25 protein-coding genes are annotated in these 26,391 nt (G+C 45.6%); 15 read left to right on the top strand and 10 right to left on the bottom strand.

Features of this window, described 5'->3' with window-relative positions:
* Positions 1 to 6: 6 nt before the first annotated feature.
* The gene (recR, locus tag FHW36_RS02210; RefSeq protein ID WP_145661564.1) at positions 7 to 627 is read left to right on the top strand and encodes a recombination mediator RecR; all 621 of its coding nucleotides are present in this window, start codon (positions 7 to 9) and stop codon (positions 625 to 627) included.
* Between the two features lie 86 nt (positions 628 to 713).
* Here recR and FHW36_RS02215 read toward each other — a convergent pair whose 3' ends face one another.
* On the bottom strand, positions 714 to 932 hold the full coding sequence (locus tag FHW36_RS02215; protein WP_145661567.1) for a hypothetical protein: 219 nt from the start codon (positions 930 to 932) through the stop codon (positions 714 to 716).
* Between the two features lie 419 nt (positions 933 to 1,351).
* Here FHW36_RS02215 and FHW36_RS02220 point away from each other — a divergent pair, with 419 nt between their 5' ends.
* The 6 genes from FHW36_RS02220 to FHW36_RS02245 all read left to right on the top strand — a co-directional run bounded on the left by FHW36_RS02220 (position 1,352) and on the right by FHW36_RS02245 (position 7,201).
* On the top strand, positions 1,352 to 2,368 hold the full coding sequence (locus FHW36_RS02220) for a homocysteine S-methyltransferase family protein (RefSeq protein ID WP_145661570.1): 1,017 nt from the start codon (positions 1,352 to 1,354) through the stop codon (positions 2,366 to 2,368).
* A 44-nt stretch (positions 2,369 to 2,412) separates the two neighbouring features.
* On the top strand, positions 2,413 to 5,175 hold the full coding sequence (gene metH, locus FHW36_RS02225) for a methionine synthase (protein WP_145661573.1): 2,763 nt from the start codon (positions 2,413 to 2,415) through the stop codon (positions 5,173 to 5,175).
* 84 nt (positions 5,176 to 5,259) lie between these two features.
* The gene (locus FHW36_RS02230; RefSeq protein ID WP_145661576.1) at positions 5,260 to 6,024 is read left to right on the top strand and encodes an exodeoxyribonuclease III; all 765 of its coding nucleotides are present in this window, start codon (positions 5,260 to 5,262) and stop codon (positions 6,022 to 6,024) included.
* Positions 6,025 to 6,042: 18 nt separating this feature from the next.
* A complete protein-coding gene (locus FHW36_RS02235; RefSeq protein ID WP_145661579.1) occupies positions 6,043 to 6,345 on the top strand; it encodes a DUF4286 family protein in 303 nt (100 codons plus the stop codon).
* Positions 6,346 to 6,661: 316 nt separating this feature from the next.
* Positions 6,662 to 6,931: an HU family DNA-binding protein gene (locus tag FHW36_RS02240; protein WP_012788562.1), complete on the top strand. Its 270-nt coding sequence runs from the start codon at positions 6,662 to 6,664 to the stop codon at positions 6,929 to 6,931.
* Positions 6,932 to 7,081: 150 nt separating this feature from the next.
* Complete coding sequence (locus FHW36_RS02245) at positions 7,082 to 7,201, top strand: 30S ribosomal protein THX (protein WP_145661582.1); 120 nt, start codon at positions 7,082 to 7,084, stop codon at positions 7,199 to 7,201.
* A gap of 117 nt (positions 7,202 to 7,318) precedes the next feature.
* On the opposite strand, the gene pdxH is transcribed toward FHW36_RS02245, so the two are convergent.
* Positions 7,319 to 7,966, bottom strand: coding sequence for a pyridoxamine 5'-phosphate oxidase (gene pdxH / locus FHW36_RS02250; RefSeq protein WP_186452274.1), 648 nt, complete (start codon positions 7,964 to 7,966; stop codon positions 7,319 to 7,321).
* An 86-nt stretch (positions 7,967 to 8,052) separates the two neighbouring features.
* Between pdxH and FHW36_RS02255 the strand changes: the two genes are divergently transcribed.
* A complete protein-coding gene (locus FHW36_RS02255; RefSeq protein ID WP_186452275.1) occupies positions 8,053 to 9,171 on the top strand; it encodes a DUF3298 and DUF4163 domain-containing protein in 1,119 nt (372 codons plus the stop codon).
* 107 nt (positions 9,172 to 9,278) lie between these two features.
* On the opposite strand, the gene pyrH is transcribed toward FHW36_RS02255, so the two are convergent.
* The 6 genes from pyrH to FHW36_RS02285 all read right to left on the bottom strand — a co-directional run bounded on the left by pyrH (position 9,279) and on the right by FHW36_RS02285 (position 14,110).
* Positions 9,279 to 9,992, bottom strand: a complete 714-nt coding sequence (pyrH, locus tag FHW36_RS02260; RefSeq protein ID WP_145661588.1) for a UMP kinase — start codon at positions 9,990 to 9,992, stop codon at positions 9,279 to 9,281.
* 192 nt (positions 9,993 to 10,184) lie between these two features.
* Positions 10,185 to 11,009, bottom strand: a complete 825-nt coding sequence (gene tsf / locus FHW36_RS02265; RefSeq protein WP_145661593.1) for a translation elongation factor Ts — start codon at positions 11,007 to 11,009, stop codon at positions 10,185 to 10,187.
* 155 nt (positions 11,010 to 11,164) lie between these two features.
* Complete coding sequence (rpsB, locus tag FHW36_RS02270; RefSeq protein WP_145661596.1) at positions 11,165 to 12,157, bottom strand: 30S ribosomal protein S2; 993 nt, start codon at positions 12,155 to 12,157, stop codon at positions 11,165 to 11,167.
* Between the two features lie 92 nt (positions 12,158 to 12,249).
* Positions 12,250 to 12,639, bottom strand: coding sequence for a 30S ribosomal protein S9 (gene rpsI, locus FHW36_RS02275; protein ID WP_145661599.1), 390 nt, complete (start codon positions 12,637 to 12,639; stop codon positions 12,250 to 12,252).
* 14 nt (positions 12,640 to 12,653) lie between these two features.
* A complete protein-coding gene (gene rplM / locus FHW36_RS02280) occupies positions 12,654 to 13,097 on the bottom strand; it encodes a 50S ribosomal protein L13 (RefSeq protein WP_145661602.1) in 444 nt (147 codons plus the stop codon).
* Between the two features lie 323 nt (positions 13,098 to 13,420).
* A complete protein-coding gene (locus FHW36_RS02285) occupies positions 13,421 to 14,110 on the bottom strand; it encodes a zinc metallopeptidase (protein ID WP_145661605.1) in 690 nt (229 codons plus the stop codon).
* A 560-nt stretch (positions 14,111 to 14,670) separates the two neighbouring features.
* On the opposite strand from FHW36_RS02285, the gene radA reads away from it, so the two are divergent.
* From radA to FHW36_RS02315, 6 genes are all read left to right on the top strand, one after another.
* The gene (radA, locus tag FHW36_RS02290) at positions 14,671 to 16,047 is read left to right on the top strand and encodes a DNA repair protein RadA (protein ID WP_145661608.1); all 1,377 of its coding nucleotides are present in this window, start codon (positions 14,671 to 14,673) and stop codon (positions 16,045 to 16,047) included.
* 21 nt (positions 16,048 to 16,068) lie between these two features.
* Entirely contained in the window at positions 16,069 to 16,758 is a 690-nt protein-coding gene (locus FHW36_RS02295; RefSeq protein WP_145661612.1) for a ComF family protein, read from the top strand.
* Between the two features lie 146 nt (positions 16,759 to 16,904).
* Positions 16,905 to 17,426, top strand: coding sequence for a glutathione peroxidase (locus tag FHW36_RS02300; RefSeq protein WP_145661615.1), 522 nt, complete (start codon positions 16,905 to 16,907; stop codon positions 17,424 to 17,426).
* 130 nt (positions 17,427 to 17,556) lie between these two features.
* On the top strand, positions 17,557 to 18,111 hold the full coding sequence (locus FHW36_RS02305; protein ID WP_145661621.1) for a hypothetical protein: 555 nt from the start codon (positions 17,557 to 17,559) through the stop codon (positions 18,109 to 18,111).
* Positions 18,112 to 18,167: 56 nt separating this feature from the next.
* Positions 18,168 to 19,307: a DNA polymerase III subunit gene (locus tag FHW36_RS02310; protein WP_145661626.1), complete on the top strand. Its 1,140-nt coding sequence runs from the start codon at positions 18,168 to 18,170 to the stop codon at positions 19,305 to 19,307.
* A gap of 147 nt (positions 19,308 to 19,454) precedes the next feature.
* Positions 19,455 to 20,966 carry a PSP1 domain-containing protein gene (locus tag FHW36_RS02315; RefSeq protein ID WP_145661634.1) on the top strand — a complete coding sequence of 504 codons (1,512 nt, stop codon included), beginning with the start codon at positions 19,455 to 19,457 and terminating at the stop codon, positions 20,964 to 20,966.
* A gap of 204 nt (positions 20,967 to 21,170) precedes the next feature.
* On the opposite strand, the gene FHW36_RS02320 is transcribed toward FHW36_RS02315, so the two are convergent.
* A complete protein-coding gene (locus tag FHW36_RS02320) occupies positions 21,171 to 22,223 on the bottom strand; it encodes a nucleoid-associated protein (protein ID WP_145661637.1) in 1,053 nt (350 codons plus the stop codon).
* A gap of 154 nt (positions 22,224 to 22,377) precedes the next feature.
* On the opposite strand from FHW36_RS02320, the gene FHW36_RS02325 reads away from it, so the two are divergent.
* Entirely contained in the window at positions 22,378 to 23,283 is a 906-nt protein-coding gene (locus tag FHW36_RS02325) for an SMP-30/gluconolactonase/LRE family protein (RefSeq protein ID WP_145661640.1), read from the top strand.
* Between the two features lie 79 nt (positions 23,284 to 23,362).
* Here the strand turns inward: FHW36_RS02325 and FHW36_RS02330 are convergent, their stop codons facing one another.
* Complete coding sequence (locus FHW36_RS02330; RefSeq protein WP_222428978.1) at positions 23,363 to 26,383, bottom strand: glycoside hydrolase domain-containing protein; 3,021 nt, start codon at positions 26,381 to 26,383, stop codon at positions 23,363 to 23,365.
* Between the last annotated feature and the right edge of the window lie 8 nt (positions 26,384 to 26,391).

The raw sequence follows: 26,391 nt of genomic DNA on the forward strand, positions 1-26,391 counted from the left end.
TGCACCATGATATTTTCCTCTGCACTGATAGAAAACGCAGTAAATGAATTTGCGAAACTGCCTGGTATCGGCAAAAAAACGGCCTTACGCCTGGTATTGCACCTGTTAAAGCAGGAAACAGCCCAGGTGGAGCAGTTTGGAGACGCTATTGCCAGGATGCGCCAGCAGATCCAGTTTTGCAAAGTGTGTCATAATGTGTCAGATGCTGAAGTATGCAGTATTTGCAGCAGCCATTCCCGGCAAAAGCAGGTGGTATGCGTGGTAGAAAGCATCCGGGATGTGATGGCGATAGAGAACACGCAGCAATTCAATGGCTTATATCATGTCCTCGGAGGCATCATCTCTCCTATTGATGGCATTGGTCCAGATCAGTTAAATATACATTCGCTCGTAGAGCGAGTGCAGCACCAGGGTGTAGAAGAAGTAATTATGGCGGTAAGTCCAACAATTGAAGGGGATACTACCATTTATTATCTCTCTAAAAAGCTACGGGCTTTTCCGGTAAAAATTACCACAATAGCCCGCGGTATTGCCTTTGGCGGGGAACTGGAATATGCCGATGAGATGACGCTTGCACGTTCTATCAGCAACCGCTTGCCGCTGGAGAGTTATGTGCAGAACAAATAAGTTGAGAACATAAACGACTGAAAATAAATACGGGTGCTCAACAGCACCCGTCTTCGTTTAACCTGTAATTCCACGTTATGAAAAAGTTATCTGACAGTACCCTTTGCAGGGCTGTCTGGTAATATTTTATGATTGGTTTCTGATGTTTGTTGCTCTTGCAAGGCCTTCCAGCGTTGCATTTCATATTTATTTAGGAAACATACCTTGAACACTTCCGATTGTGAATCGTCTGACTGGGGCACAGGCTGTAAACCAAGGCTGGCCAGGTGTTTATGCAGGGTATGGATATGTTCTGAGATAGTCATGACTGACGATTTTGTTGTTGTAATAAAAAAATGGGAGAACTAATGACGAATACGTTAGCAGCAACAGCAGCTACACGAGGTGCAGGTAAAGGACTGGTGGGTGGCCAGGGCTGGTAAATTCACGCTATTTCTATCATTTTGTTGCATGATATCATTTATTACTCCACAAATATAGTAGACTTTGTAGACTTCTGCCAAATTAAATTTATGATATAACCAAAATCTATATTTAACAGCAATATTATAAACATGTCGTAAAACCCGTTTAAAGGCTGACTACTTCTTATTTTCCGTAAATACACAAATCAAGAAAATAGCGGGGAAAAGGTTATATTTGTGGCACTTTTACGGGGTGGATTTGTTTATTGTTCGACCCCGTTATCATTTCTTAACGGTAACTAATAAACATCTTAACAGATATGAAATCATTACAGGACTGCGCTGATGAGCGCATACTCATTATCGATGGTGCAATGGGCACCATGATCCAACGCTACCAACTCCAGGAATCAGACTACAGGGGCGCCCGATTTGCCGACTACCCCAGCGATCTTAAAGGGAACAATGACCTGTTGAATCTTACTCAGCCTCAGATTATTGAAGCCATTCACAAGGAGTACCTGGAAGCAGGCGCTGACATTATTGAAACCAATACCTTCAGCAGCACTTCCATTGCCATGGCCGATTACGACATGCAGAAACTGGCTTATGAGCTGAATGTAGCCGCTGCAAAGATTGCGAAGAAAGCAGCCGCGGAATACACGGCCAAAAATCCCGATAAACCACGCTTTGTAGCCGGCGCCATAGGGCCCATGAATAAAACCCTGTCGCTGTCGCCAGACGTTAACAATCCCGGCTTCCGCTCCGTTTATTTCGATGAAGTAGCTACAGCCTATGAAGAGCAGATCAGGGGCCTATATGAGGGCGGCGTGGATATTTTACTGATAGAAACTATTTTCGATACACTTAACTGTAAGGCGGCCATTTACGCCATCAAAAAGTATTTCAGGGAATCCGGCAACCCCGAGTTGCCTGTCATGATTTCCGGTACCATTACCGATGCTTCCGGCAGAACCCTGAGTGGACAAACACTGGAAGCATTCTACATCTCTGTGATGCACGCCAATCCATTTTCCATTGGCCTGAACTGCGCACTGGGCGGACAACAAATGCGCCCTTATGTAGAAGAATTATCTAACATTGCCAGCTGCTATGTAAGCTGCTACCCCAATGCCGGCTTGCCCAATGCCTTTGGAGAATATGACGAAGAACCAGAAGATACAGCCTGCATCATAGAAGATTTCGCCGCATCGGGCTTTGTGAACGTGGTAGGTGGCTGTTGCGGGACAACCCCGGATCATATACGCCACATTGCAGAACATGTAAAACATATTCAACCACGCCGCAGGCCGGTATTGGCCGAAACGCTGGCATAACCGATCTCTGGACAGTTTTTTATTAAACACCACCAACAGCAACAATGAGCGAAGCTATTATCAATAATACCGACATCAGTGAACCAATTGCCAGTGAAGGTCAACGGGTTATCAAACCCTATCTGCGCCTCAGTGGATTGGAACCGCTGGTGGTCAGACCTGAAACCAACTTTATTAATGTAGGGGAACGTACCAACGTAACCGGTTCCAAGAAATTTGCCCGCCTTATCAGGGAAGGCCATTTCGAAGAAGCCCTGTCTGTTGCCCGTCAACAGGTAGAAAGCGGCGCCCAGATCCTGGACGTAAACATGGACGACGCTCTCCTCGATGGCGAAACCGCCATGACTACTTTCCTGAACCTGCTGGCAGCGGAACCGGATATTTCCCGTATCCCGATCATGATCGACTCCAGTAAGTTTTCTGTGATCGAAGCCGGGTTGAAATGTGTACAGGGAAAGTGTATTGTAAACTCCATCAGCTTAAAGGAAGGAGAAGCCAAATTCATTGAGCAGGCACATATCTGCAGAAGCTATGGCGCCGCCGTGGTGGTAATGGCTTTTGATGAGCATGGACAGGCCGACACAGAGGAAAAAAGGGTGCAGTTCAGTCACCGCGCTTATAAAATCCTGACCGAAGTAGTAGGCTATGACCCACAGGATATCATATTCGACCCCAACATATTTGCCATTGCTACCGGTATCGAAGAGCATAACAACTACGCCGTAGAGTTTATCAGTGCTACCCGCCGCATCAAAGAACTGATGCCCCTGGCGAAAGTAAGTGGTGGGGTAAGTAACGTATCCTTCTCCTTCCGTGGTAATGAAACCGTGCGGGAAGCCATGCACTCCGTATTCCTGTTTCATGCCATCAAAGCGGGCATGGACATGGGTATCGTAAATGCCGGGATGTTGCAGATTTATGACGACATAGAACCGCAGCTCCGCGAATTATGTGAGGATGCCATACTAAACAGGCGGGAAGATGCTACAGAGAGATTGATACAGTTTGCCGAAACCGTGAAGGCCAAAGGTAAGGTAGTGGAGAAAGATGAAACCTGGCGCACCGGCACCGTAGAAGAAAGATTAAGCCACGCGCTGGTAAACGGTATTACCGACTACATAGATGGAGATACCGAAGAAGCCCGCCAGAAATATCCCCGTCCGCTGGATGTAATCGAAGGCCCGCTGATGGCGGGAATGAACATCGTGGGCGACCTGTTTGGCAGTGGTAAAATGTTCCTGCCACAGGTAGTAAAAAGCGCCCGCGTGATGAAAAAATCCGTGGCCATCCTCACCCCTTACATTGAGGAAGAAAAAGCCCGGATCCAGGCAGAGCAGGGCGGCGAAATAAAAAATGCCGGTAAAATATTACTGGCCACCGTAAAAGGCGACGTACACGACATCGGTAAAAATATTGTAGGCGTAGTACTGGCCTGTAACGGCTATGAAATTATTGACCTGGGAGTAATGGTCCCGGCAGAAAAAATCCTGCAAACGGCCCGCCAGGAAAAAGTGGATATCATTGGTCTCAGCGGCCTGATTACCCCCAGCCTGGATGAAATGGTGCATGTGGCCCGTGAACTGAAAAGACAGGACTTCAACATTCCACTCATCATTGGCGGTGCTACCACCAGCCGTACCCATACTGCTGTGAAGATAGCGCAGGAATACGGACATGGCGTAGTACACGTACTGGACGCTTCCCGCAGCGTAACCGTTACGGGCAGTTTGCTCAACAAAGCCCTGAAACCCGGTTTCCTGGCGGGTATTAAGAGTGAATATGAGAAACTGAGCGAAGCATTCAAGAATAAAAAACAAACCAAACAATTTCTCCCGATTGCTGTGGCCCAGGAAAACAAAACGATGATCGACTGGCCCGCTTTCACGCCTGTAATGCCTAAAATGACCGGTACCCGGAAATTTGAACAATATGACCTGGGTGAAATTGCAAAATATATTGACTGGCAGCCATTCTTCATCGCCTGGGAGCTCCATGGTAAATTCCCACAGATCCTGAGCGATGAGATAGTAGGGGTAGAAGCTACCCGCCTGTACAACGATGCACAGGAGCTGTTGAAAAAAATTGTAGCAGAAAAATGGCTGACCGCCAATGCGGTAATAGGCATTTTCCCGGCTAACCGCGTGGCCCCGGACTCCGTGAAAGTAACGCCCGAGCAGCCAGATATTGCCCCTGTACAGCTGGAATTCCTGCGTCAGCAGGTGAAGAAGGCGCCAGGTCAGGCGAATCTCTCACTCGCGGATTTCATTGCCCCAGCAGAAACCGGCAAAACCGACTATATTGGCGGCTTTGCAGTAACAACCGGCATTGGCATAGAACAGTGGCTTGATAAATTTAAAGCCGAGCATGACGACTATAACAGCATTATGCTGAAAGCGCTGGCCGACAGGCTGGCAGAGGCTTTTGCAGAACTGATGCACGAGCGGGTACGTAAAGAGTTCTGGGGGTATGCATCCGAAGAGCATCTTACCAATGAACAGCTGATTAAGGAAGAATACGCGGGGATCCGTCCGGCGCCAGGTTACCCTGCCTGCCCAGACCATACCGAAAAGTACAAGCTGTTTGACCTCCTGAATGCCACCGAAAATACCGGCATTACCTTAACCGAATCGCTTGCGATGTACCCTGCATCCAGCGTTAGCGGCTGGTATTTTGCCAACCCGGAAGGCAAATACTTCGGACTTGGAAAAATAGAAAAAGACCAGGTAACAGACTATGCAGCCCGTAAAGGCTGGACAATAGAGGAAGCAGAACAATGGCTCCGCCCCAACCTGGAATACGATATCTAAATAAAGTAATAGCTGGTGTTTGGCCGCGCATACTCCCCTATGCTACCCTGCCGCTAAACACCCGCTATTCAAAGTTTACAGCGCATGAGAATCATATCTTACAACGTTAATGGCCTGAGATCGGCCATGACCAAAGGTTTTACCGAATGGTTACAATCTGATCCCGCCGATATTATCTGCCTCCAGGAAATAAAAGCCCACCAGGAAAACGTCGACTTTCAGCAATTTGAGCAACTGGGATATGAACATTACTGGTTTCCGGCCCAAAAAAAGGGCTATAGCGGCGTGGCCGTATTGACCCGTATCAAGCCGGATTTTGTTCAATACGGCAACGGTCATGCACAGAGCGACCAGGAAGGCCGCTTTATACGACTGGATTTTGGCGATATTACGCTGATCAACACCTATTTCCCTTCCGGCACCAGCGGGGATGACAGGCAAACCTATAAATACCAGTGGCTGGAGGAGTTTTTCCAGTACCTGGATGCCCTGAAGAAAACCCGCCCCAACGTGGTTGTATGCGGCGATTACAACATTTGTCATAAGCCCATTGACATCCACGACCCGGTAAGCAATAAAAACTCGACCGGCTTTTTGCCCGAAGAACGGGCCTGGATGGACCGTTTCTTTGAGAGTGGCTTTGTAGACAGTTTCCGTCATTTCAACCCCGAACCTCACCAGTACAGCTGGTGGAGCTTCCGGGCCAATGCCAGGAACAATAACAAAGGCTGGCGTATTGACTATATTAATGTAACATCTCCTCTAAAAGACAAGCTTAAACATGCCTCCATTTACCAGCAGGTAAAGCACTCTGACCATTGTCCGGTGTTCGTGGAGCTGGCCCTTTAAGCCTTACAAACGGAAGGTATGATCATATATAATGTAACCACCAAAGTGGCCACAGAATTGAGTTTTCAATGGCTGCAGTGGATGAAGGAGGAGCAAATTCCGGCTATTATGGCTACCGGGTTATTCCGGGAATACCGTATAAGCCGGTTATTGGAGCAAGACGATGAGGAAGGACCTACCTATGTAGTGCAATTCCTCGCCGATAGCCCGGAAGAATATAACCGGTTCGTAACGCAGCATCAACAAGCCCTGCGGCAGCGTGCCTACGCTATCTTCGGCGATGGTTTTGTGGCATTTAATACCGTGATGGAGGTCATTTAAGTAAGGGGTCTTGACTAAACTTATCCACAGGAAATCCACTATTTTCAAGGCATCCGGACTTTGGTACAATACTTGGTTCAAAGCTGCGTTAATAGTAAAAAAACGGGTAAACATGCTTCCACAAAGGGTTTCATGGGATTATGCTAAAGTCGGGCCCTTTAGCATATTATAGCCTAATCAGCTGTAACCGTTACCAGTAGCGTTTTTCAGCCGATAAAATTTTCTATAAAAAAGTTGTAAAAAATTTGGTAATCTGATAAAACGCGCTATATTTGCTCACATCAAACATTTTTTCACTAGTTAAATCTTACTAACTATGAACAAAGCCGAATTAATCGACAAGCTTGCTAAAGATGCAGGCATTACCAAAACCCAAGCTAACGAAGCTCTGGATTCTTTCACCAAAGCTGTTGCTGATACCCTGAAAAAAGGTGGTAAAGTAACTTTGGTTGGTTTCGGTACTTTCTCCGTTTCTAAACGTGCTGCACGTAACGGTAGAAACCCACAAACCGGTCAGATCATCAAGATCAAGGCTAAGAAAGTTGCTAAATTTAAAGCTGGTAAAGCTTTATCTGACAAGCTCTAATCAGTTAGCACAACTTATTCAAGCAAGGAACAATCATGTTTCTTGCTTTTTTTTTATATCAAAGGGCCAGCACTACGCTATTTCATCGAATTACAGTAATTTGCAGGCTGATAACATCATATTTAAACAACAAACTTCAAATTATTCGTTATGGGTAGAGGAGATATTAAAACCAAAAGAGGTAAAATCTTCAGTAAATCTTTCGGCAAAGTAAGATCTGCTAAAACCAGAAAAAATTCTGCAGCTAAAGCCGCAGCGCCAAAAGCGTAAGAAGCTGAAAGCTTGAAGCATAAAGCAAAAAGCTATTGAGGCGAATGACCAGAGCGATTTCATCATATCCGCTTTGATCATTCGCCTCAATAGCTTTTTGCTTTCGTCTTTATGCTTTTAAGGGGCCAGCCGCTCTATCTTCCAGCTACCTTCGGTGGTCAATGTATACAGGATTCGATCATGCAGGCGGTTACTTCTGCCCTGCCAGAATTCAATGACCTGTGGCTTCACCAGGTATCCACCCCAATAATCGGGTCTTTGGGGGTCTTCCTGCTTATATTTTGAAGCTACCTGGTCTACCTGTTCTTCCAGGAAAGAACGGTCGGGAATGACCTTACTCTGGGGCGAGGCAATGGCTCCTATCCTGCTTCCTAATGGCCTGCTGTTATAATATTCATTGCTGACAGCCATGGGGGCCTTGCTCACCGTGCCTTCTATGCGTATCTGTCTTTCCAGTTCCCGCCAGAAAAACAACAGCGTCACATGCGGATTAGCGGCCAACTCTTGTCCTTTGCGGCTTTCGTAGTTGGTAAAAAACAGAAATCCTTCTTCATCAAAACTTTTCAGTAATACAATACGTGCAGAGGGATGCCCATCAGGCGTGCTGGTAGCCAATGTCATGGCATTGGGCTCTTCGATTTCACTATGGATAGCATCCTTCCACCATTTATCGAACTGGGATAATGGATAAGACGCTACTTCGCTTTCATCCAGGGAAGCCAGCCTATAATCTTTCCTTAAATCCGCTATTTTCTGGTTCAACATGCGCAGTTAATTTTATTGGTTCAAACGGGTCCTCAAAGGTATGGAAGGATAATAGTAATTTTGAGCTACCTGATATAAATCATACTATGAAAAGAGCTTCATTTCTGCTGTTGATATTTGCGGCTGCCCTGTTTTCCTGTCATACTCGCAACGGTAACGGTAACACCGGCCCGGGCGATACTACTAACATTATTGTTCCGTTGGCGTCTACACCTCTCTTTTATACACAGCTGAAAGGGCAACTGGGCGACAAGGAAATTACCATGCAGCTGTTAAAAACAGCGCCTCACCTGTTTCGCGGTTACTATTGCGATGATAGTACCGGCAGGCCGGTAGGTTTATGGGGAACGCTGGACTCCGGCCTGGTAAACCTCTACGAAGAAACCAATAACAATGCAGAAGATCGTCTGTTTAGTGGATACCTTTCTGACGAAGGGAATTTCAAAGGAGTATGGCATGGTAACGGTACCTCTTATCATTTTGAATTTCATACCGACCTGAAAAAGGCGGTGCCTTTACAGGTATTTTACCAGATAGATTCTGCCAGTTTAATTCCTTCCTTTCCCAAATCGCCCATTGGAACGGTTTCCAGCAGCATTATCTGGCCGGATTCGCTGGTTGATAGCACTACAGCCAATTTCATCATACAACAGGTAACCGGCAGCACCGCGTTGCGGAATCCTCAGCAATATATACGAAGGGGTATTGATTCTTTTATTATGAGTTACCGGGTATCCGCCAAAGATGCCGACAGCAGCGAGTTTAGCGATGCCTCGGCTGCCTTGTCCTGGAATTGGACTACCGATAATGATATGAAAGTAGTGTACAATACCTGGCCATTACTGGTAATTGAAAAGTATGCATATGACTTTACTGGTGGCGCACATGGTAATTGGGGAGCTATTTACAAAACGCTGGATCTCTCCAAGAAGAAGGTGCTCACCCCGGATGATATCTTCAAACCGGGATATAAGGAAACGCTAAGTACTTTGCTGGATAAGGCTTTCAAAGATAGGTTTCATATGAGTGAAGAAGAAGCGCTGGATCAGAACCTGCTGGTAAAAAGCATTCCCCCTAATAATAACTTCATAGTTACCAATAAGGGGGTTGCCTTCAGTTATGTTCCTTATGAAATAGGACCTTATGCGTTGGGACAGGTAACCTTGTTTATACCGTTTACAGCCATGAAGAGTATACTCCGCTAGAGAGCAGAAAGCATAAAGCTATTAGAGCGAATGATCTTTGCGACAATATAAAATCGCATCGGTCATTCGCTCTAATAGCTTTATGCTTTTCGCTGTATGCCTTGTGCTTATCCCTGCACCAGTGTTCCTACATTTTTTCCCATGATTACGTTCAGGAGATTACCCTGGCGGTTCATATCGAATACGATAATAGGCAGCTTATTTTCCTGGCAAAGGGTAAAGGCTGTCATATCCATTACGTTGAGGGATTTCTGGTATACTTCGGAGAAGGTGATTGTTTCGAAGCGGGTAGCTGATTTATCTTTTTCCGGATCGGCGGTGTAGATACCATCTACGCGGGTACCTTTCAGGATAACATCTGCTTGTATTTCGATGGCCCGTAAAGAGGCAGCGGTGTCGGTAGTGAAGTAGGGGTTACCGGTACCACCACCAAATATTACAACACGACCCTTTTCCACGTGGCGGATAGCGCGGCGGCGGATATAAGGTTCAGCGATTTGTTCCATTTTAATGGCAGACTGCAAGCGGGTATATAAACCTACTTTTTCCAATCCACTCTGGAGGGCCATTCCATTAATCACTGTTGCCAGCATTCCCATATAGTCTCCCTGTGCTCTTTCAATGCCGGTTTCGGCTTCGTTCATACCACGGTAGATATTCCCCCCGCCGATCACGATGGCTACTTGTACCCCGAGGTCAGTAACCGCCTTGATATCGTAGGCATACTGAGTTATCACCTTCGGATCAATACCATAATTTGCATCCCCCATGAGGGCCTCACCGCTCAATTTGAGCAAAATACGCTTATACTTTGGCAACATGACGCTATAAAATATTGTAAGATTGTGATTTCCTAAATCTGGTTACGGTATTCTAATATACAACTTAAAGGCAGAAAGAAGGAAAAAAGTGCTTTTTCTTGTTCCTGTTCCCGATAGATTTAAGTGTATGATTAGTTATGCACAAAAAAAAGGAGAGAAACGACTTCTCTCCTTTTTTTCAATGCGGTAATATTAACCTAAAGCGATTCGCTTAAAGCCAGCCACTTTCAGGTCAGCATCTACTGATTTCAGGTAATCCGCTACAGACTTGTTATTGTCTTTTACGAATGCCTGTTGTAACAGGGTGCTTTCTTTGAAGAATTTATTCACTTTACCTGCAGCGATTTTTTCCGCCATTTCAGCAGGTTTACCTTCTGCCTTCACTTGTTCAACAGCGATTTCTCTTTCACGGGCAATCAGGTCAGCAGGAACGCTATCAGCATCTACTGCGATAGGGCTCATCGCAGCAATCTGCATAGCGATGTCTTTACCTACTTCTTCAGAAACAGGTTTAGAGAAAGCAACCAGTACACCCATGCGGTAGTTACCGTGGATATAGGAAGTTACGCCACCTGCTTCAACGAATTCGAATTTATTGAGGGTGATTTTTTCACCGATTTTTGCTACCTGGTCGTTTACTTTATCAGCAACGGTAGCGCCATCCAGTTGAGCTGCATTCAGGTCTTCAACAGTTTTGATGCCGTTAGCCAGTGCCAGATCAACGATTGCCTGCGCAAATTTTACGAAGTCTTCGTTTTTAGCTACGAAGTCAGTTTCACAACCCAGACCTACGATCACACCGGATTTACCATCAGCTGAAGTTTTAGCGATGATAACGCCTTCTTTGGTTTCACGGTCAGAGCGTAATGCAGCCACTTTCTGGCCTTTTTTACGCAGGTAGTCTACTGCTTTTTCAAAATCGCCATCACTTTCTACCAGTGCCTTTCTGCAATCCATCATACCAGCACCAGTTTGCTGACGCAGTTTATTTACATCAGCTGCTGTAATTGTTGCCATGAGCTATAATTAGTTTAATTGTTGTAAAAATTATTGCAATACTATCACCAGCTTTCAACTATTAGCCTCTAGCGGTTAACAGATGCTGCGGAGATAGGAATCATCAACTGCTGCATTTATTAAGCGCTAAAGGCTAATAGCTTATAGCTAAAAAATTATCTTCCGCCGCCTGGTTTTCTTGGACCATTGCTGCCAGCGCCAGATGGACGACGTTGTCCACCCGGAGCACCACCGCCACGGTTAGCGCCACCACCACGGTTAGCACCGCCCTGGCCACCTGGACCACGACCGCCGCCGCCACGGTTAGCACCGCCGCCTTGACCGCCCGGACCACGACCACCGCCTTGAGCACCTGGTTTACGACCTCTTTCGCGATCTTCACCGCCTTCAACGTCGAACTTACGTGCCTTATCGTCTGCTTCTTCTTCTTCCTCTACTTCTTCATTTTTCTCTGTAGCTCTTTCAGACAGACCTTCAGCGATAGCTGCACAGATGTAGCTGGTAACGATAGCGATAGATTTAGTAGCGTCATCGTTCGCAGGAATTGCGAAATCTACTTTAGTAGGATCGGAGTTGGTATCTACCATACCGAAAGTAGAAATACCCAGACGTTTAGCCTCTGCCAGTGCAATGTGTTCGTGGCTGATATCTACCATGAACAGTGCAGCTGGTACACGTGCCAGTTGAGCAATACCACCCAGCACTTTCTCCATTTTCTCTTTATCGCGGCTTAAAGTCAGACGTTCTTTCTTAGTGATGTTGTCGAATGTACCATCCTGCAGCATTTTTTCGATGCTCTGCATTTTCTTTACACTCTTACGGATAGTAGCGAAGTTAGTGAGCATACCACCTAACCACCTTTCAGTAACGTAAGGCATGTTGATGTTACGCGCAGCATCAGCTACGATTTCTTTCGCTTGCTTTTTAGTAGCAACGAACATGATCTTTTTACCGCTCTTAGCGATAGATTTCAGGGCAGCTGCTGCTTCCTGTAATCCTTCTACGGTTTTGTTCAGATCAATGATATGAATACCTTTCTTTTCTGCGAAAATATAAGGCAGCATCTTGGGATTCCACTTTTTCTTCAGGTGACCGAAGTGAACACCTGCCTCCAGTAACTGCTGCTGCAATGAGGTATTATTTTCCATGTTTATATTACTCAATTAAAAGGATCAAATAATGTTTAGCTTTTAGCATCCGGCGAATTAGCCAGTAGCTAATAGCCAATAGCTCAAAAATATTAGCGTTTAGAGAACTGGAAGCTTCTTCTTGCTTTCGCTTTACCTGGTTTCTTACGTTCAACGCCACGTGGATCACGTTTCAGCAGACCAGCAGCTTTCAGTGCCGGACGGAACTCGATGTTCACTTCGCAAAGCGCACGGGCAATACCCAGCTTAATTGCTTCTGCCTGACCTTTGATACCACCGCCCTGTGCATTGATTTTTACATCAAATTTATCGAGTGCATCGATCGTTTTGAAAGGCAGTTCCACCTGGTTTTGCAGGTAGATCAGAGAAAAGTAGTTTTTATAATCTTTGTCGTTTACAGTAATGTTACCGGTACCCTTGTTGATATACACGCGGGCAACAGCTTCCTTACGACGACCTATTGTATTTTTTTGCTTTTCCATGTATCAGAGAAAAATTAGAAAGTTAAAGGTTGTGGTTTCTGCGCTGCATGAGGATGTTCAGCACCGGCATATACAAATAATTTTTTGTACATAGCACGGCCCAGGCGATTTTTAGGCAACATACCTTTAACAGCCTTTTCGATCAATACCTCAGGACGACGACGGATCAGGTCCTTAGCCAATTCAATTCTCTGACCACCGGGGAAGCCAGTGTAGTGCATATATTCCTTTTCAGCCATTTTGTTGCCGGTTAAAGCAATCTTTTCGGCATTGATTACGATGATATAATCACCACAATCAGTATGAGGTGTATAGTAAGGCTTGTTCTTACCTCTCAGGATAGCAGCCATTTTGGAAGCAACCCTACCGAGTGTCAGGTTAGTCGCATCTACTATATGCCAGTCACGCTTTACGTAAGCGTCGTTAGCGGATTTAGTTTTGAAACTTAATGTATTCATTGTTGTATACGATAAAAATTACGTCTTGTAAACAATTCCCTATTATGAGGAGTGCAAAGGTACATTGCTACTGTTGAATAACCATACATTTTACCCACTTTTTTACATTGCACCTTTGCAATGAATTGATTTTCAATAAAAAATTTGTATTAAAGTTATTAACAGCACAATATTCCACCGTGAATAACTGCCTTTGAAGCCATTTAAAAGAGACCGGAGCCGGAAAAGTTCATGATAATTACCAATCTCTACCGGGAGTGTGATAACAAAACAAAAGGCGCACCCTCCCGGGTACGCCGCAGGTTATTATATAGTATATGTGTTTATCTTCTATCTCTGGCGCCCATATATATTAATATATATTGGAACAAAGTGGCCAGGGAAGCCAATGCTGCTACCACATAGGTCATAGCCGCCCACCAGAGGGCATTTTTAGCCTTATCATGCTCTGCAGGCCGCATTACCTGGCTGCTATCCAGCCAAACCAACGCCCGGCGGGAAGCATCAAACTCCACCGGCAGTGTTACCAGGGCAAACACCGTGGTAATGGCAAAGAGGATAATACCCGCCAGGAGCAACTGCGGGAAGGTATTAATCAGGAGAATACCACCAAGCAGCACCCAGGATACGATATTGGAAGTGAACTGCATGGCCGGTACTAACCGGGATCTTAGCCCCAGCCAGGGGTAAGCGGCGGCATGCTGCACAGCATGCCCGCATTCGTGGGCCGCTACAGCCGCTGCAGCCACATTGGCGCCATTATATACATCGGGACTCAGATTTACCGTCCTGCTGGTTGGATCATAGTGGTCAGACAAAAACCCTTCGGCCTCCCTTACCTGTACCCCGTAAATCTGATTATCTCTCAGCATTTTCTCCGCTATTTCTTTACCAGACAAACCGGAGGAAGTGGGTATTTCGCTGTAAGCCCGGAACTTACTTTTCAGTACCGAACTTACCAGCAAGCTGATCCCCACAAAAATCAGCGAAACGAACATAATTCCAGGTGTCATTTTTCATTAAATTAAGTCGACCAACCGGCACAAATATCCTTCCATTCACCCCGCTTTAAGTTATATTTAGCATTTACCTGCCATCCCTTCTTTTTACCACTAAATTATAAATTTAACACTGTCATTATGGCGTAAAAAATATTTTTTTACGCAAAAAGGCGTCTGTTTGTCATTTATAAAAAAGTGTATTATTAATATTTTTTCATATACAAAAATGATCGACATCAAGCCTATTTATCAACATTTTACGAGTGCCCAATGAAAGTAATATTGGATAAAAACAAGCGCTGAAACAAGCGATGGCAGCCACTTTGTTTGATCTGACAGATAGCTCAAAAGTTATTCACATCAATTAAATAAACTTTTTTATTCTGAAGCCATTTTGTAATTTAGACCTGAATTTAATGGGTTAGTAAGTAGAAAGAGTCAGCGGAATCTTCCGTTTGGCTCTTTTCTCTTTTACACCTTTTTACCTCCCCTTTTTCATACCCGCTTTTTATCATTTCGATGCAATAAGTATAAAACCATTTACTTTGTATGCATCCTGTTTTAAAAAAATTATGAGTAAAATAAGAACTGCTTTTTTCTGTCAGAATTGTGGATACGAATCAGCTAAATGGAATGGAAAATGTCCGAGTTGTGGAGAATGGAATACTTTTGTTGAGGAAAGAGTACAAAAGGATATTCCACAGAAACAACAAGAATGGAAAAATAATGACGCACCCTCCCCCCGCACCCAAAAAATAATTAACCTTTCAGAAGTCGTTGCCCGGGAAGATGAAAAAATACTAACTCCCGACAATGAATTGAATCGTGTGCTGGGAGGCGGTATAGTAGCGGGTTCGCTGGTATTGGTAGGTGGAGAGCCCGGCATCGGGAAATCAACCCTCTTCCTGCAAAATGCATTGCAGCTGAAAAATATAAAAACACTTTACATCAGCGGAGAAGAAAGCGAACAACAGATAAAAATGCGGGCCGACCGCATCCAGAATTCCAATGAACAGTTTTACCTGCTTACGGAAACATCTACGCAAACCATTTTCCAGGAAATCAAGAAACTACAGCCTCAACTGGTGATTGTTGACTCCATTCAAACACTGCATTCCCCTTTTATAGAATCGGCGCCAGGCAGCGTTTCCCAAATCAGGGAAACCACTGCTGAGCTGCAACGCTTCGCCAAAGAAAGTAATATCCCCGTTTTCCTGATCGGTCACATCACAAAAGACGGCTCCATTGCCGGCCCGAAAGTACTGGAGCACATGGTAGATACCGTATTGCAATTTGAAGGCGATCAACACTACGCCTACCGCATTTTACGCACAATCAAAAACAGGTTTGGCTCCACTGCCGAACTGGGTATTTATGAAATGACCGGCACGGGACTGCGACAGGTAACAAATCCCTCTGAAATTCTTATCTCGCAACGGGAAGATCTCCTTAGCGGGGTGGCAATAGCCGCTACCATGGAAGGAATGCGCCCATTGCTGGTAGAAGTGCAGGCACTCGTTACCCAGTCTGTTTATGGCACGCCCCAACGTACCGCTACAGGTTTTGATTTGCGCAGGTTGCAGCTATTGCTGGCCGTACTGGAAAAACGCGGCGGCTTCCATTTCGGCGTAAAAGATGTATTCCTCAATATTGCCGGCGGTATACGGGTGGAAGATCCGGCCATCGACCTGGCAGTATTGTGCGCCCTGTTATCTTCTTATGAAGACACCGCCATTTCACCTAAAATATGTTTTTCCGGAGAAGTAGGACTGAGTGGAGAAATAAGAGCTGTCAACCGCATTGAACAAAGAATTGCAGAAGCAGAAAAGCTGGGCTTTGAAAAAATTTTTATCTCCCGTTATAACAAAAAAGGAATTGATTTCAGTAAATTCCATATTGAAGTTATTTCTGTAGGAAGAGTGGAAGAAGTATACCAGCGACTCTTTTAACCCCGTTTAAAACATACTTTCATGCTGACCCGTTTGTTATCCCCCCTGGTTCATTTATTTTATCCGCATTGCTGCGAGCTGTGTGGTACAGATCTGCCGGCAACAGGCGACTTGCTATGTTTACGCTGCTGGCAAGCATTACCTGTAACCGGTTTTCATCGTTACCCCGACAACCCGGTGGCAAACATTTTCAATGGCCGAGTAACCGTACAGCAAGCTACCGCCACTTATTATTACACACAGTCATCCGGTGTACAACAACTCATTCACCGGTTCAAGTACCGGCAACGACCCGACATTGCCGTGTCGCTGGGAAAGCAAACCGGGTATCAATTATCAGAAAGTACCTGGATCCACAACATTGATTACCTGGTGCCGGTTCCACTATTTCCACACAAAGAAAAGTTACGCGGCTACAACCAGGCCACCCAGCTGGCCAATGGTATAGCGCAGGTAATTTCTCTCCCGGTATATCCCAAAATACTGAGCAGGCTACAGTTTACCGCTACTCAAACCAGGAAAGGACGGGCTGCCCGTTGGCAAAATGTAGCCGCTGCTTTCCGGGTAAACGGTAACCAGGTAAACGGATCACACGTATTACTGATAGACGATGTAATTACCACCGGCGCAACGACCGAAGCTTGTTGCGCAGCGCTGGTACATGCAGGCGCCAAGGTAAGCGTATGTTGTGTTGCTTTCGCCTGGAGCTAAATACCACAACGATTAAATGCTGTTAAATACCTGACAGGCAGCTCATTAACACGGTTAAAAAAGATACCGTTTTTTCACCCGGGAATATTAACTTTACAGATGTAGCTATCCGCTATCATTTAATCAGTCTTTATAAAAACTACGATATGTTCCGTTTAGCAATCTTGTCCATAATGATGCTTTTTGCTTCTTCTCACCTTTACGACTTTAAAGTAGATGCAGTAGATGGCGGGAAAATAGATTTTTCCAAATACAAAGGAAAAAAAGTGCTGATCGTAAATACCGCTTCTCTTTGCGGTAATACCCCACAATACGAAGGTTTGGAAAAGCTTTATAAGAAATACCAGAACAAACTGGTGATTGTAGGATTTCCGGCCAATAATTTTGGTTCCCAGGAACCAGGCAGCAACAAGGAAATCCAGGAGTTCTGCACCAAAAAATATGCAGTGACATTCCCTATGGCAGCCAAAATATCCGTAAAGGGCACCGACATTCACCCTTTGTATAAATGGTTGTTGGAAGAAAGTAAAGCTAAACATTTTGAACCTGCTGAAGTAACCTGGAACTTCCAGAAATACCTGCTGGATGAAAAAGGAAACCTGGTGGCGGTATTTTCCCCCAAAACGCAGCCTGAATCTGCGGAAGTGATTGCAGCTATAGAAAAATAAAATATAGATAATAAGGCATTCCGCCTGTTGCCAACTTTGTGTTTAAAAATTTTTATGCAGACGCCTGCTTAAACGTGTATGCGTTTAAGTGAGCGCCCCGCATTACTGTTCACAATTGGCAATTATATTCATGAAACGACCAATCACCTACAGACAAACACTGCTGCTGACTGCGGCCCTATACGCTTTCACTTTTGGTTTCACCGCCTGTCAGCACCCCATCGATGACCCCTCTTTTTCATGCCCTGATATGGACATGACGGCCTCCATAAATGGTCAGACGCGCAAAATGATGCAGACCAACAGTATTATCTTCCGGCAAGAAACTGATTCGGGGGGGCTTAAATACTGGAGCATGGAATCAATTTCCGATTCCTTTAAGATAGTGCTGAATGTGACTGATGGCATGTTTGATCAAAACGCCATTAAAAATGATACGATTCGCCTGGATACCTTTACATTTCGGCGAGGCAGCACCAACCCGATACACAAAGGGCTGGTGATGGCAGGGATCTACAACGCTAACGGCCTTTATGATTTCTTTAATACCGACTCTTCTGCTATCATTATCCGTTGGATAAACACCAAACGACAGGTAATAGCTGGTACCTTTTTCTTTACGGCCGACAATAAAAGGGTTGCCGGAGGCGGGACCTTCAACAGTGCCTGTTATGTGACACAATGAAACAAGCGCGCTTCTCCGCTCCGTCCTGATTACCCCCTTTTTATTATCTTGCGTCCATGCTATTTTCAGATATCATAGGACAAGCAGACATTAAGCAACAACTCATCCAGTCCGTTCAACATAACCGGCTCAGCCACGCCATGATACTGCTGGCGCCAGAGGGAGCCGGCGGGCTTCCATTGGGCCTGGCCTTTACACAATACCTGGTTTGTGAAAACAAACAGGAGCAGGATGCCTGCGGCCAATGCCCAGCCTGTACCAAGGCAGCCCAGTTTGTGCACCCGGATATCCACTACTCCTACCCTGTTATTCCGCGTAAAGCGGGTGATAAGCCGGTAAGCACGGATTATATTAGCGAATGGCGGGAATTTGTGGCCACGCACCCTTATGGTAATGCTTATGACTGGCTGCAGTTTATAGGCGCAGAAAACAAACAGGGCAATATCACCGCCACCGAATGCCAGGATATCATTCATAAGCTGAACCTGAAAAGTTTTGAGAGCGGATATAAGATACTGGTGATGTGGATGCCTGAATACCTGGGCAATGAAGGCAACCGTTTATTAAAATTGATTGAAGAACCACCCGCCAATACCCTTTTCATCCTGGTAGCAGAAAACCAGGAACAAATACTGGCAACTATCTTATCCCGTACCCACCTGATAAGAATAAATGCGCTGGCCAAGCAGGACCTGGTAAAAGCTTTGGAGGAAAAAAGCAACGTACCGGCCGCCAAGGCACAGCAAATTGCTACCATTACCGCCGGTAACTACCGCGAGGCGTTATATCTCTTACAACATTCCGATGATGATTACCATGAATTGCTCCGTAACTGGCTCAATCACCTGTTTACTGGTAACCGGGTAGCCCTCCAGGAATGGATTGAAGGAATTTCCAGCGCCAAAACCGGCAGGGAAAACCAAAAGCAGTTCCTTCGCTATTTTATTAACCTGCTGGAACACACGATCCGGTTACAGTATATCGACCGGTGCCTGTTAGCCTTTTCAGAGGAAGAAATGGACTTTGCAGCCAAACTGGCTAAGCTGGCCAACCTGGAGCAAATGCAACAAATTGCAGATGCCCTGAATAATGCCAGCTATTATATTGAACGGAATGCAAACGGAAAAATGCTGTTTCATGCATTGTCTCTCAAGCTCCAATATATATTTAAAAAGAAACCTTTACCTGTTCTGTAATTAGCCTCCGGGTGCTACGGGGCTTATCGGCTGCTTTTCCCTATCTTTGTTGCTTCCGGTCTTTTGTTTTTCTGGAAGGAAAAACGTATTTTGAAGAACTGGAATAACCTGAAATGCTTATTTATAAAATTTAAACTAATTAATAATATGGCTTGTGCCGGATGTGGTACGGGTGTGGATGGGAAGCCGTCAGGATGCAAGAGTAATGGAGGATGCAGCACAGGAGGTTGTAATAGACTGAATGTATTTGATTGGCTGTCCAATATTCCCCTTGGTGATAGCTTAGCACCGTTTGACATTGTAGAGGTAAGTTTTAACAATGGCAGCCGCAAAGACTTTTTCCGAAATGTGACCAAACAACTCTTTGATAAAGGAGAAATGGTAACGGTGGAAGGAGTAAGCGGATTTGACGTTGGCACAGTGAGCCTGACAGGCGAGCTGGTAAAACTCCAGATGAAGAAGCGACGCGCGGAAGATACACCCGAAGTAAAAAAAATTCTCCGTCGTTCTACCAACGACGACCTGCAGCGAATGAATGACAACAAGGCCCGCGAGAAGGAAGCCCTCATTAAATCAAGAGCGCTTGCCCGTAACCTTGGACTTGAAATGAAACTCGCAGAAGTGGAAATACAGGCCGATGGCCGTAAAGCCACCTTCTTCTACACCGCAGACGATCGCGTTGATTTCCGTGAACTCATTAAAGTGTATGCCTCCGAATTCAGGGCCAAAGTGGAAATGCGCCAGATAGGCGCCCGCCAGGAAGCCGGAAAAGTAGGTGGCATTGGCAGTTGTGGCCGGGAGCTCTGTTGCTCTACCTGGCTGTCAGATTTCAAAAGCGTGAATACCACCGCCGCCCGTTATCAGAACTTGTCTATTAACCAGGCAAAGTTATCCGGGCAATGCGGCCGCCTGAAATGCTGCCTCAACTACGAACTCGACACCTACCTGGATGCCCTGAAAGACTTCCCCGAAGATGCCGATAATATCGAAACAGCCGGTGGGGTAGCTCATCTCCAGAAAAGGGATATCTTCAAAAGCCTCATGTGGTACTCCTACGAAGGCAGTAACAAACAATATCCGCTTACGATTTCCAGGGCCAAAGAAATACGCCTGCTCAATAAACAGGGTATTAAACCGGATGACCTGAAACCTGTAGAAGTGGTGACAGCCAAACCGAAGGAAGCGGATCTGGGTTATGCAGATGTGGTGGGACAAATCAGTCTTAAATCTCTCGAGAAAACCGCCCAGAAGCGTAAACAAAAAGATAAAGACAAGCAAAAACAACAGCGCGGCGAACAAAAGCCCCAGTCACAGGGACAACCTAAAAACGATCAGCCCAAAGGTGGTCAGAAGCCAGACAACCGGCAACAACAACCGGAGCGCAGGTCCAGGCAGGAAAACCGCCCGCAGCAACAACAACGGCAGCAAAGTCAGGGAGGACAGCCAAGGCAGGTACGTGAGCAACAGCCCCGTCCTGAACAACAAGCCCGGCCCGACCAGGGACCAAGAGAGCCAAGGGAACCACGGGAGCCAAGGCAACAGGGACCTAAACAGCCTGCCCAGGGCCAGGGACCTAAGCAAGACAAACGGCCGCCCAGGCACCATCACAAAAAGCCAGGCCAACAAAGTAAAAACGGCAATCCTGAAAAAGGAGCATAAATAATAATAAAAAAGACAACCATGATGGTTGTCTTTTTTATTGCCCGGAACGGGCAGTATGTCTTCCAAAAATAAAAGGCCGCCCAGACGAGGCAGCCTTTGTTAACAATTGGTTTTTGCTTATGAGAAAATTGTAAAATATGCCATTTTATCCCTCTTCACAAAATCAACCGCACAGCTGCCGTTAGTGCATTCTACACTCGTCTACGCCTCATTTTCAAACAGTAGCTTATAATAATTCATGTTGGTCGCTTCATCAAACCCCCGCTCTATCATTTCGCGATTTCCATGAATATATATATGAAAATTCTTATCTAATTTCAATATGCTCTTAAATACTTTCTGCTGTTTTTTGACAGCTGGCGCAGATATCTCAAACTCGTCAGGGATGTCTTGCTGAAAGTGATTCGCATATTCATTCCGGTATTCTTTGAAAGAAGCAATGGCATCAGGGTGTCCTAAAACTTCTTTGGCAAAATCGTCCAGCTGAAATTGCTCTTTCTCCTTAAAATAAGCAGCCGATTTGTTTAACAAATCTACCTGGTCTACCCTATCCATTTCATACTCCGTTGGCAGTTTATTGTGTATAAACTGTTTGCACATGTCCACTGCTGTTTCTGTTTGCAGATAGCTATCTTCCCGGCGCTGTACCTGCAGAAAGGCATCTTTCCAGTATACAGCCTCGGTTTGCTTGCTGTTGCTGTCTACAATACTTACTTTAAAACCTTCAGATTCTTCGGTGTTAAAAACCAGGCAGCCTTTATCCAGCTTATTAATATTTATTCCATCCTCGTAATTAACCTGGTAGTTCTCGTCTGACAGAAATACTTTCAGATAGGTATCGCGATTCTCAGATTTAAAAATGCCGATGGCTTCTACTTCTTCACCATCCACAAGACACTTGCTAAAGTAGGCTATATAAAGCTCGCCCCCCTTGATTTTGGGATGGGTGGAATGTTTATATAGATGTTTGGCAATATTAATCGACTGCTCCTGGAACTCGTTCTGGTCAGTAAATATACGCCGACAATATTGAAAAATTTCATTCAATTCCAGATCTGCATCGTGCCGGAACCTAAAATATTCTGCCGCGTTGGCAAATGGCTGAATAAAATACGTAATCAATAACTGGCTGATCGTTTCATCCTCCAGCTGCAATGGCGCCTTGGAACACAGTAGCGCCTCATCATTGGAGGAGTTTCCTACCTTGTGAATCGTCAGCTGCGCCAAATCTTTAAACTCCGAAACATGGATCATGGGCGCAAAATTAATAAATTAGTTGACAGGCCACCGATTCGTTTATAACGGTAATTATTTCTTGATAATTTCATTACACACCAGCCCACCTCTCCGTACTCCCCGTAAAATTCTGAAATTGTTTTTTAATTTAAAGCTCCAAAACAAATAATACATGAAAATACAGATATGCCTCCTCGCAATGCTGACTGCTTGGGGATTACCCGTCCTGGCACAACAAAAAACAAGTAACCTGCCAGTATTTGAGGCCCACGACCTGACCGCAGAAAATATGTTCTCCGTCAATATCGAAGGACCCAACTTTGACAAATCAGGCAATTTTTATGTCGTTAATTTCAAACAGGATGGTACTGTAGGAAAAATCAATACCAAAACCGGTACCGGCGAAATATTCGTGACATTGCCCGATAGCAGCGTAGCCAATGGTATTCACTTCAATAGTAAAGGCACTATGTTTCTGCCCGACTTCATTCGCCACAATGTACTAACTGTGGATATGAAGACGAAAAAGATAGCCGTATTTGTACATTCCGACAAGTTCAATCAACCCAACGACCTCTGTATCAATAGCAAAGACCAGATCTTTGTGACAGATCCCAAATGGGCCGACAATACCGGGCAACTCTGGCGCATAGATCCTAAAAATCGTCAGCTTGTTTTACTGGAAGCCAATATGGGGACCACCAACGGAATAGAACTGAGCCCCGACGAAAAAACATTGTACGTGAATGAAAGTGTACAGCGGAAAATCTGGAAGTACCGGGTAGACAAAGCTGGAAACATCTCCCACAAAACCCTCTTTGCTTCCTTTCCCGACTACGGTTTTGATGGCATGAAATGCGATAAGGTAGGTAACCTGTACGTGGCCCGTTGGGGTAAAGGGGTGATTGCGGTGCTATCTCCCAAAGGAAAATTAATACAGGAAATACCCCTGAAAGGAAAGCAATGCAGCAACCTGGTATTTGGCGATAAAGACGGGAAAACCGTGTATGTTACCCTGCAGGACAGGAAGTGCGTAGAAATATTCCGGGTGAATATACCGGGAAGAAAATTTGAGTAAGCGATTTTACAGAGATATAAAACAGCAACGCCGCAAAGCTTATCAGTCTTTGCGGCGCTGCTATTTACATCATTTATACTTATTTAATAATTAACAGCCATCCTTTATTTTTTGACACCGGGATGCTGACATCCTTGCCAAAAACCTGGCCCTGCTGGAAATTACGTATATCCGGCGCCGTAATCGTTGCCCGGGCAGGGTCTATCCCCAGGGCTTTCCAGTCGATGTTCAGCTTAACAGCCACATCTTCCGGTGCCCAACTGGCTATAGATACCAGTACCGCTCCATCTTTCCGGTAAATCGTAGCTGGTACCAACGGATTATCGGTCTGCACCGGGTTGCTATCTACCCAGTACCCTATCATTTTACTTCCCTGCATCCCGAAATCGTCCCATACTTTCCAGATTGGACGGGGATCTGAGTTTTCCGTCCACGGCATACGGTTAGTCATGCCGTATACCATGCCTCTCCACTGGTTACCGCCGTCCTGCAACATTTCGCCCATCAGGCCAAACGGAATACCACTCACTTCCGTGAGGAAGAAATCAGGACTATTTTGTTCATAATCGAAATATTCACCAAACCAAAGCCGGTTCAGGTAAGGGAAATGCTCCATATACAAGACCGCGCTGTTAATAAATCCATCGGATTTATTGTATTGGTTGGCGGAATGTAAATCAATAATACCGGGGTGATTATCTTTTGTCAGCACCCGTTTCACCCGTTTCATGGTTACCCGGTCAAAAGCCACATCATCGAGGTAAATACCATCAATGCCTACGTTTTGCACCAGCCAGTTCATACCTTCTACGTAGTAGTTATGCCAGCGGTTCATTCCACTGTTAATGATAGCGGCGTCTTTGAATTCCGGCACAAACCAGGCAGCAATGTAGTCTTTGGCAACATGTTCCTGCAACCAGGAAAAGCCGCCGCCATTACCTGAACTGTATACTTCATGCCCCAGGCTCCGCAACGGGAAAGTTTCCCAGGCATGGTTAGACAGCTCTCTGACGGTATTATAGATTTTAACCTTGAGTCCTTTATTATGCGCCTCGTCTATATAATCCTTCATTTTCTTCCATTCAATAAATGGGTAGTTGATCCAGGGATTAATATCGTTGCCATGGTGGATATTCACTACGGTTGCTCCTGTAGCTTTGATACTATCCAGGTTGTGATACCTGTGATAGAAGCGGGTAGCCCATTGGAAATCGGTATTGATCGGGTGAAAGGGTGTAATGATGAGGTGGAAGTTGTAGTACAACACCTCTCCCTTATGCATCGTTCTTGCTCCGCTGTAGCTGTTTACCAATATAGCGGTTCCTTTTTCGCCAATGGTGATACCGCCTTTGTTGTCATTACCCCAGGAAGTAGGCAGCAGTAAAGGTTTCTGAAGATAGAAGTTTGTATTTAACGGCCGTACATAGTTTTCATCACGGAGATTGAACTGGATACCGGCATTCACATCTCCAATCCAGGCACCGTCCTGGTTCTTATGTGTCACATCCCATTTCCAGTCGATCTTTTCGGGGCGCAGGCCACCTTTCTGGTTAAGGCCCATCATATACCTGGCGGCACCTTTATCGAATGGCAGGTGCATGGTAATTTCTTTCAGGGCTACGTCTTCCAGGGCAGTTACCTTCACGGTATAGTCGAGGAAACCATCAAATTCGAGCGCGGCGTTTACCTCCATTTGCAGGCCGGTAGTAGTATTAATAGCTTTCCAACTGATTTTTCCGGCTTCGTGGGAAGTAACCTGCCAGCCCTGGTGAGCCCATGTCAAATCCTTGCCTGTGGCGGCGGAGGTAAAATGGAAATGTACCGGCTCTGTAAATATGTTCTTTGGCTGCGTTGTGAGCGATGTCATTTCCGGTGTGAAGAAGGTTTGTATCTGTGCCGGGAAACCATCTTTATTGATACCGATTTTGCGGCCCAGTAAGCTGATCACGCTGTCTTTCATCTCCAGTGGTGTATAAGGCGCAATCACGGTGTTATCCTGTGCCAGCGTAGAGTTGAGCCATTTCAACCGGGTTTGTTTCCAGGGTTCATTAAAGCCTCCATTCACCGCCAGTTTATTCGTTACCGTGATCGTAAGCCGAATGGGCATATCGGGCATGCCGGCAGCCTTTAAAACGGCTGTTCCTTTGTAAATGCCTGGCGCCGCATTTTCCGGTATATCAATTCCGCACCACAGCGCCTGTACTTTACCGGCAGGAATATTTACGGTAGCGTTAAACGGCCTGGCATCGTAGGTAGTGCCATTGGTGTTAATACAATTCAGCTGCACCGCTGGAATGGTTTTGCCATTACCGGCGCTCAGGTCACCAAACGTAACCTGCACATCCTTCATCTCCCGGCGTGCATAAATGCCCAGCTGAAAAGCATAGTACTCTCCTTTATCGGCTTCTCCGGCGAAAGACTGTGAAGGTCCTTTCTTTATCCAGCGTTGGGGCAGGTCGTCGGTCATTTTAATGGGAAACTGGCGATCTTCGGGGAATATCATATACCCTCCACCAGGGTGTTTGAGCTTCAGCTGTTGCATTTCGGCAGCAGTGGCAATCACTTCCATAGGATAAAAAGAGTTGAAAGTATCTATCGACTCCAGCTCTTTCACTGTGGTATTGGGCTTCATGCCATCCGAAACGGCCTGCAGCCAGGTATTATCGGCTGTTTGTTCTGGCGCCAGGTACACACCCTTCGGGTAGTTATTTCTTCCTTCGTTTTTGGAAGGCAGGTAGTAAATGTAGTATTCGCCCTTACCGGAAGTAGGTTCAAAACAGATATCGCCCTCCTCACGGGTAAGCGCCAACGTTTTTACATTAGTTATTTTCTGTTTGGTTTTTGCATCCTGGATAATGATGCGCTTGGCTTCGGGATGTTCATCGCGGCGGCGCCATGGGATTACCACGCGGGCCACTTTGGCCATTCCATCAAAAGTAACTACCGCCCGGTGGTTACCTAGCGAATCCGCATTCCAGTTATTATTTCCGGAGGTATACTTCAGTTCCTGGGCCTGTGCGGCGGTAAGAAAGCTGAAGGCAAATCCTGCCAGTAACAATCCTTTTCTGTAATGGCGGAAATGATGGCTGTACTGATACATGTAGACTA

The organism is Chitinophaga polysaccharea, assembly GCF_007829335.1.
In the GTDB taxonomy this organism is placed as follows: domain Bacteria; phylum Bacteroidota; class Bacteroidia; order Chitinophagales; family Chitinophagaceae; genus Chitinophaga; species Chitinophaga polysaccharea_B.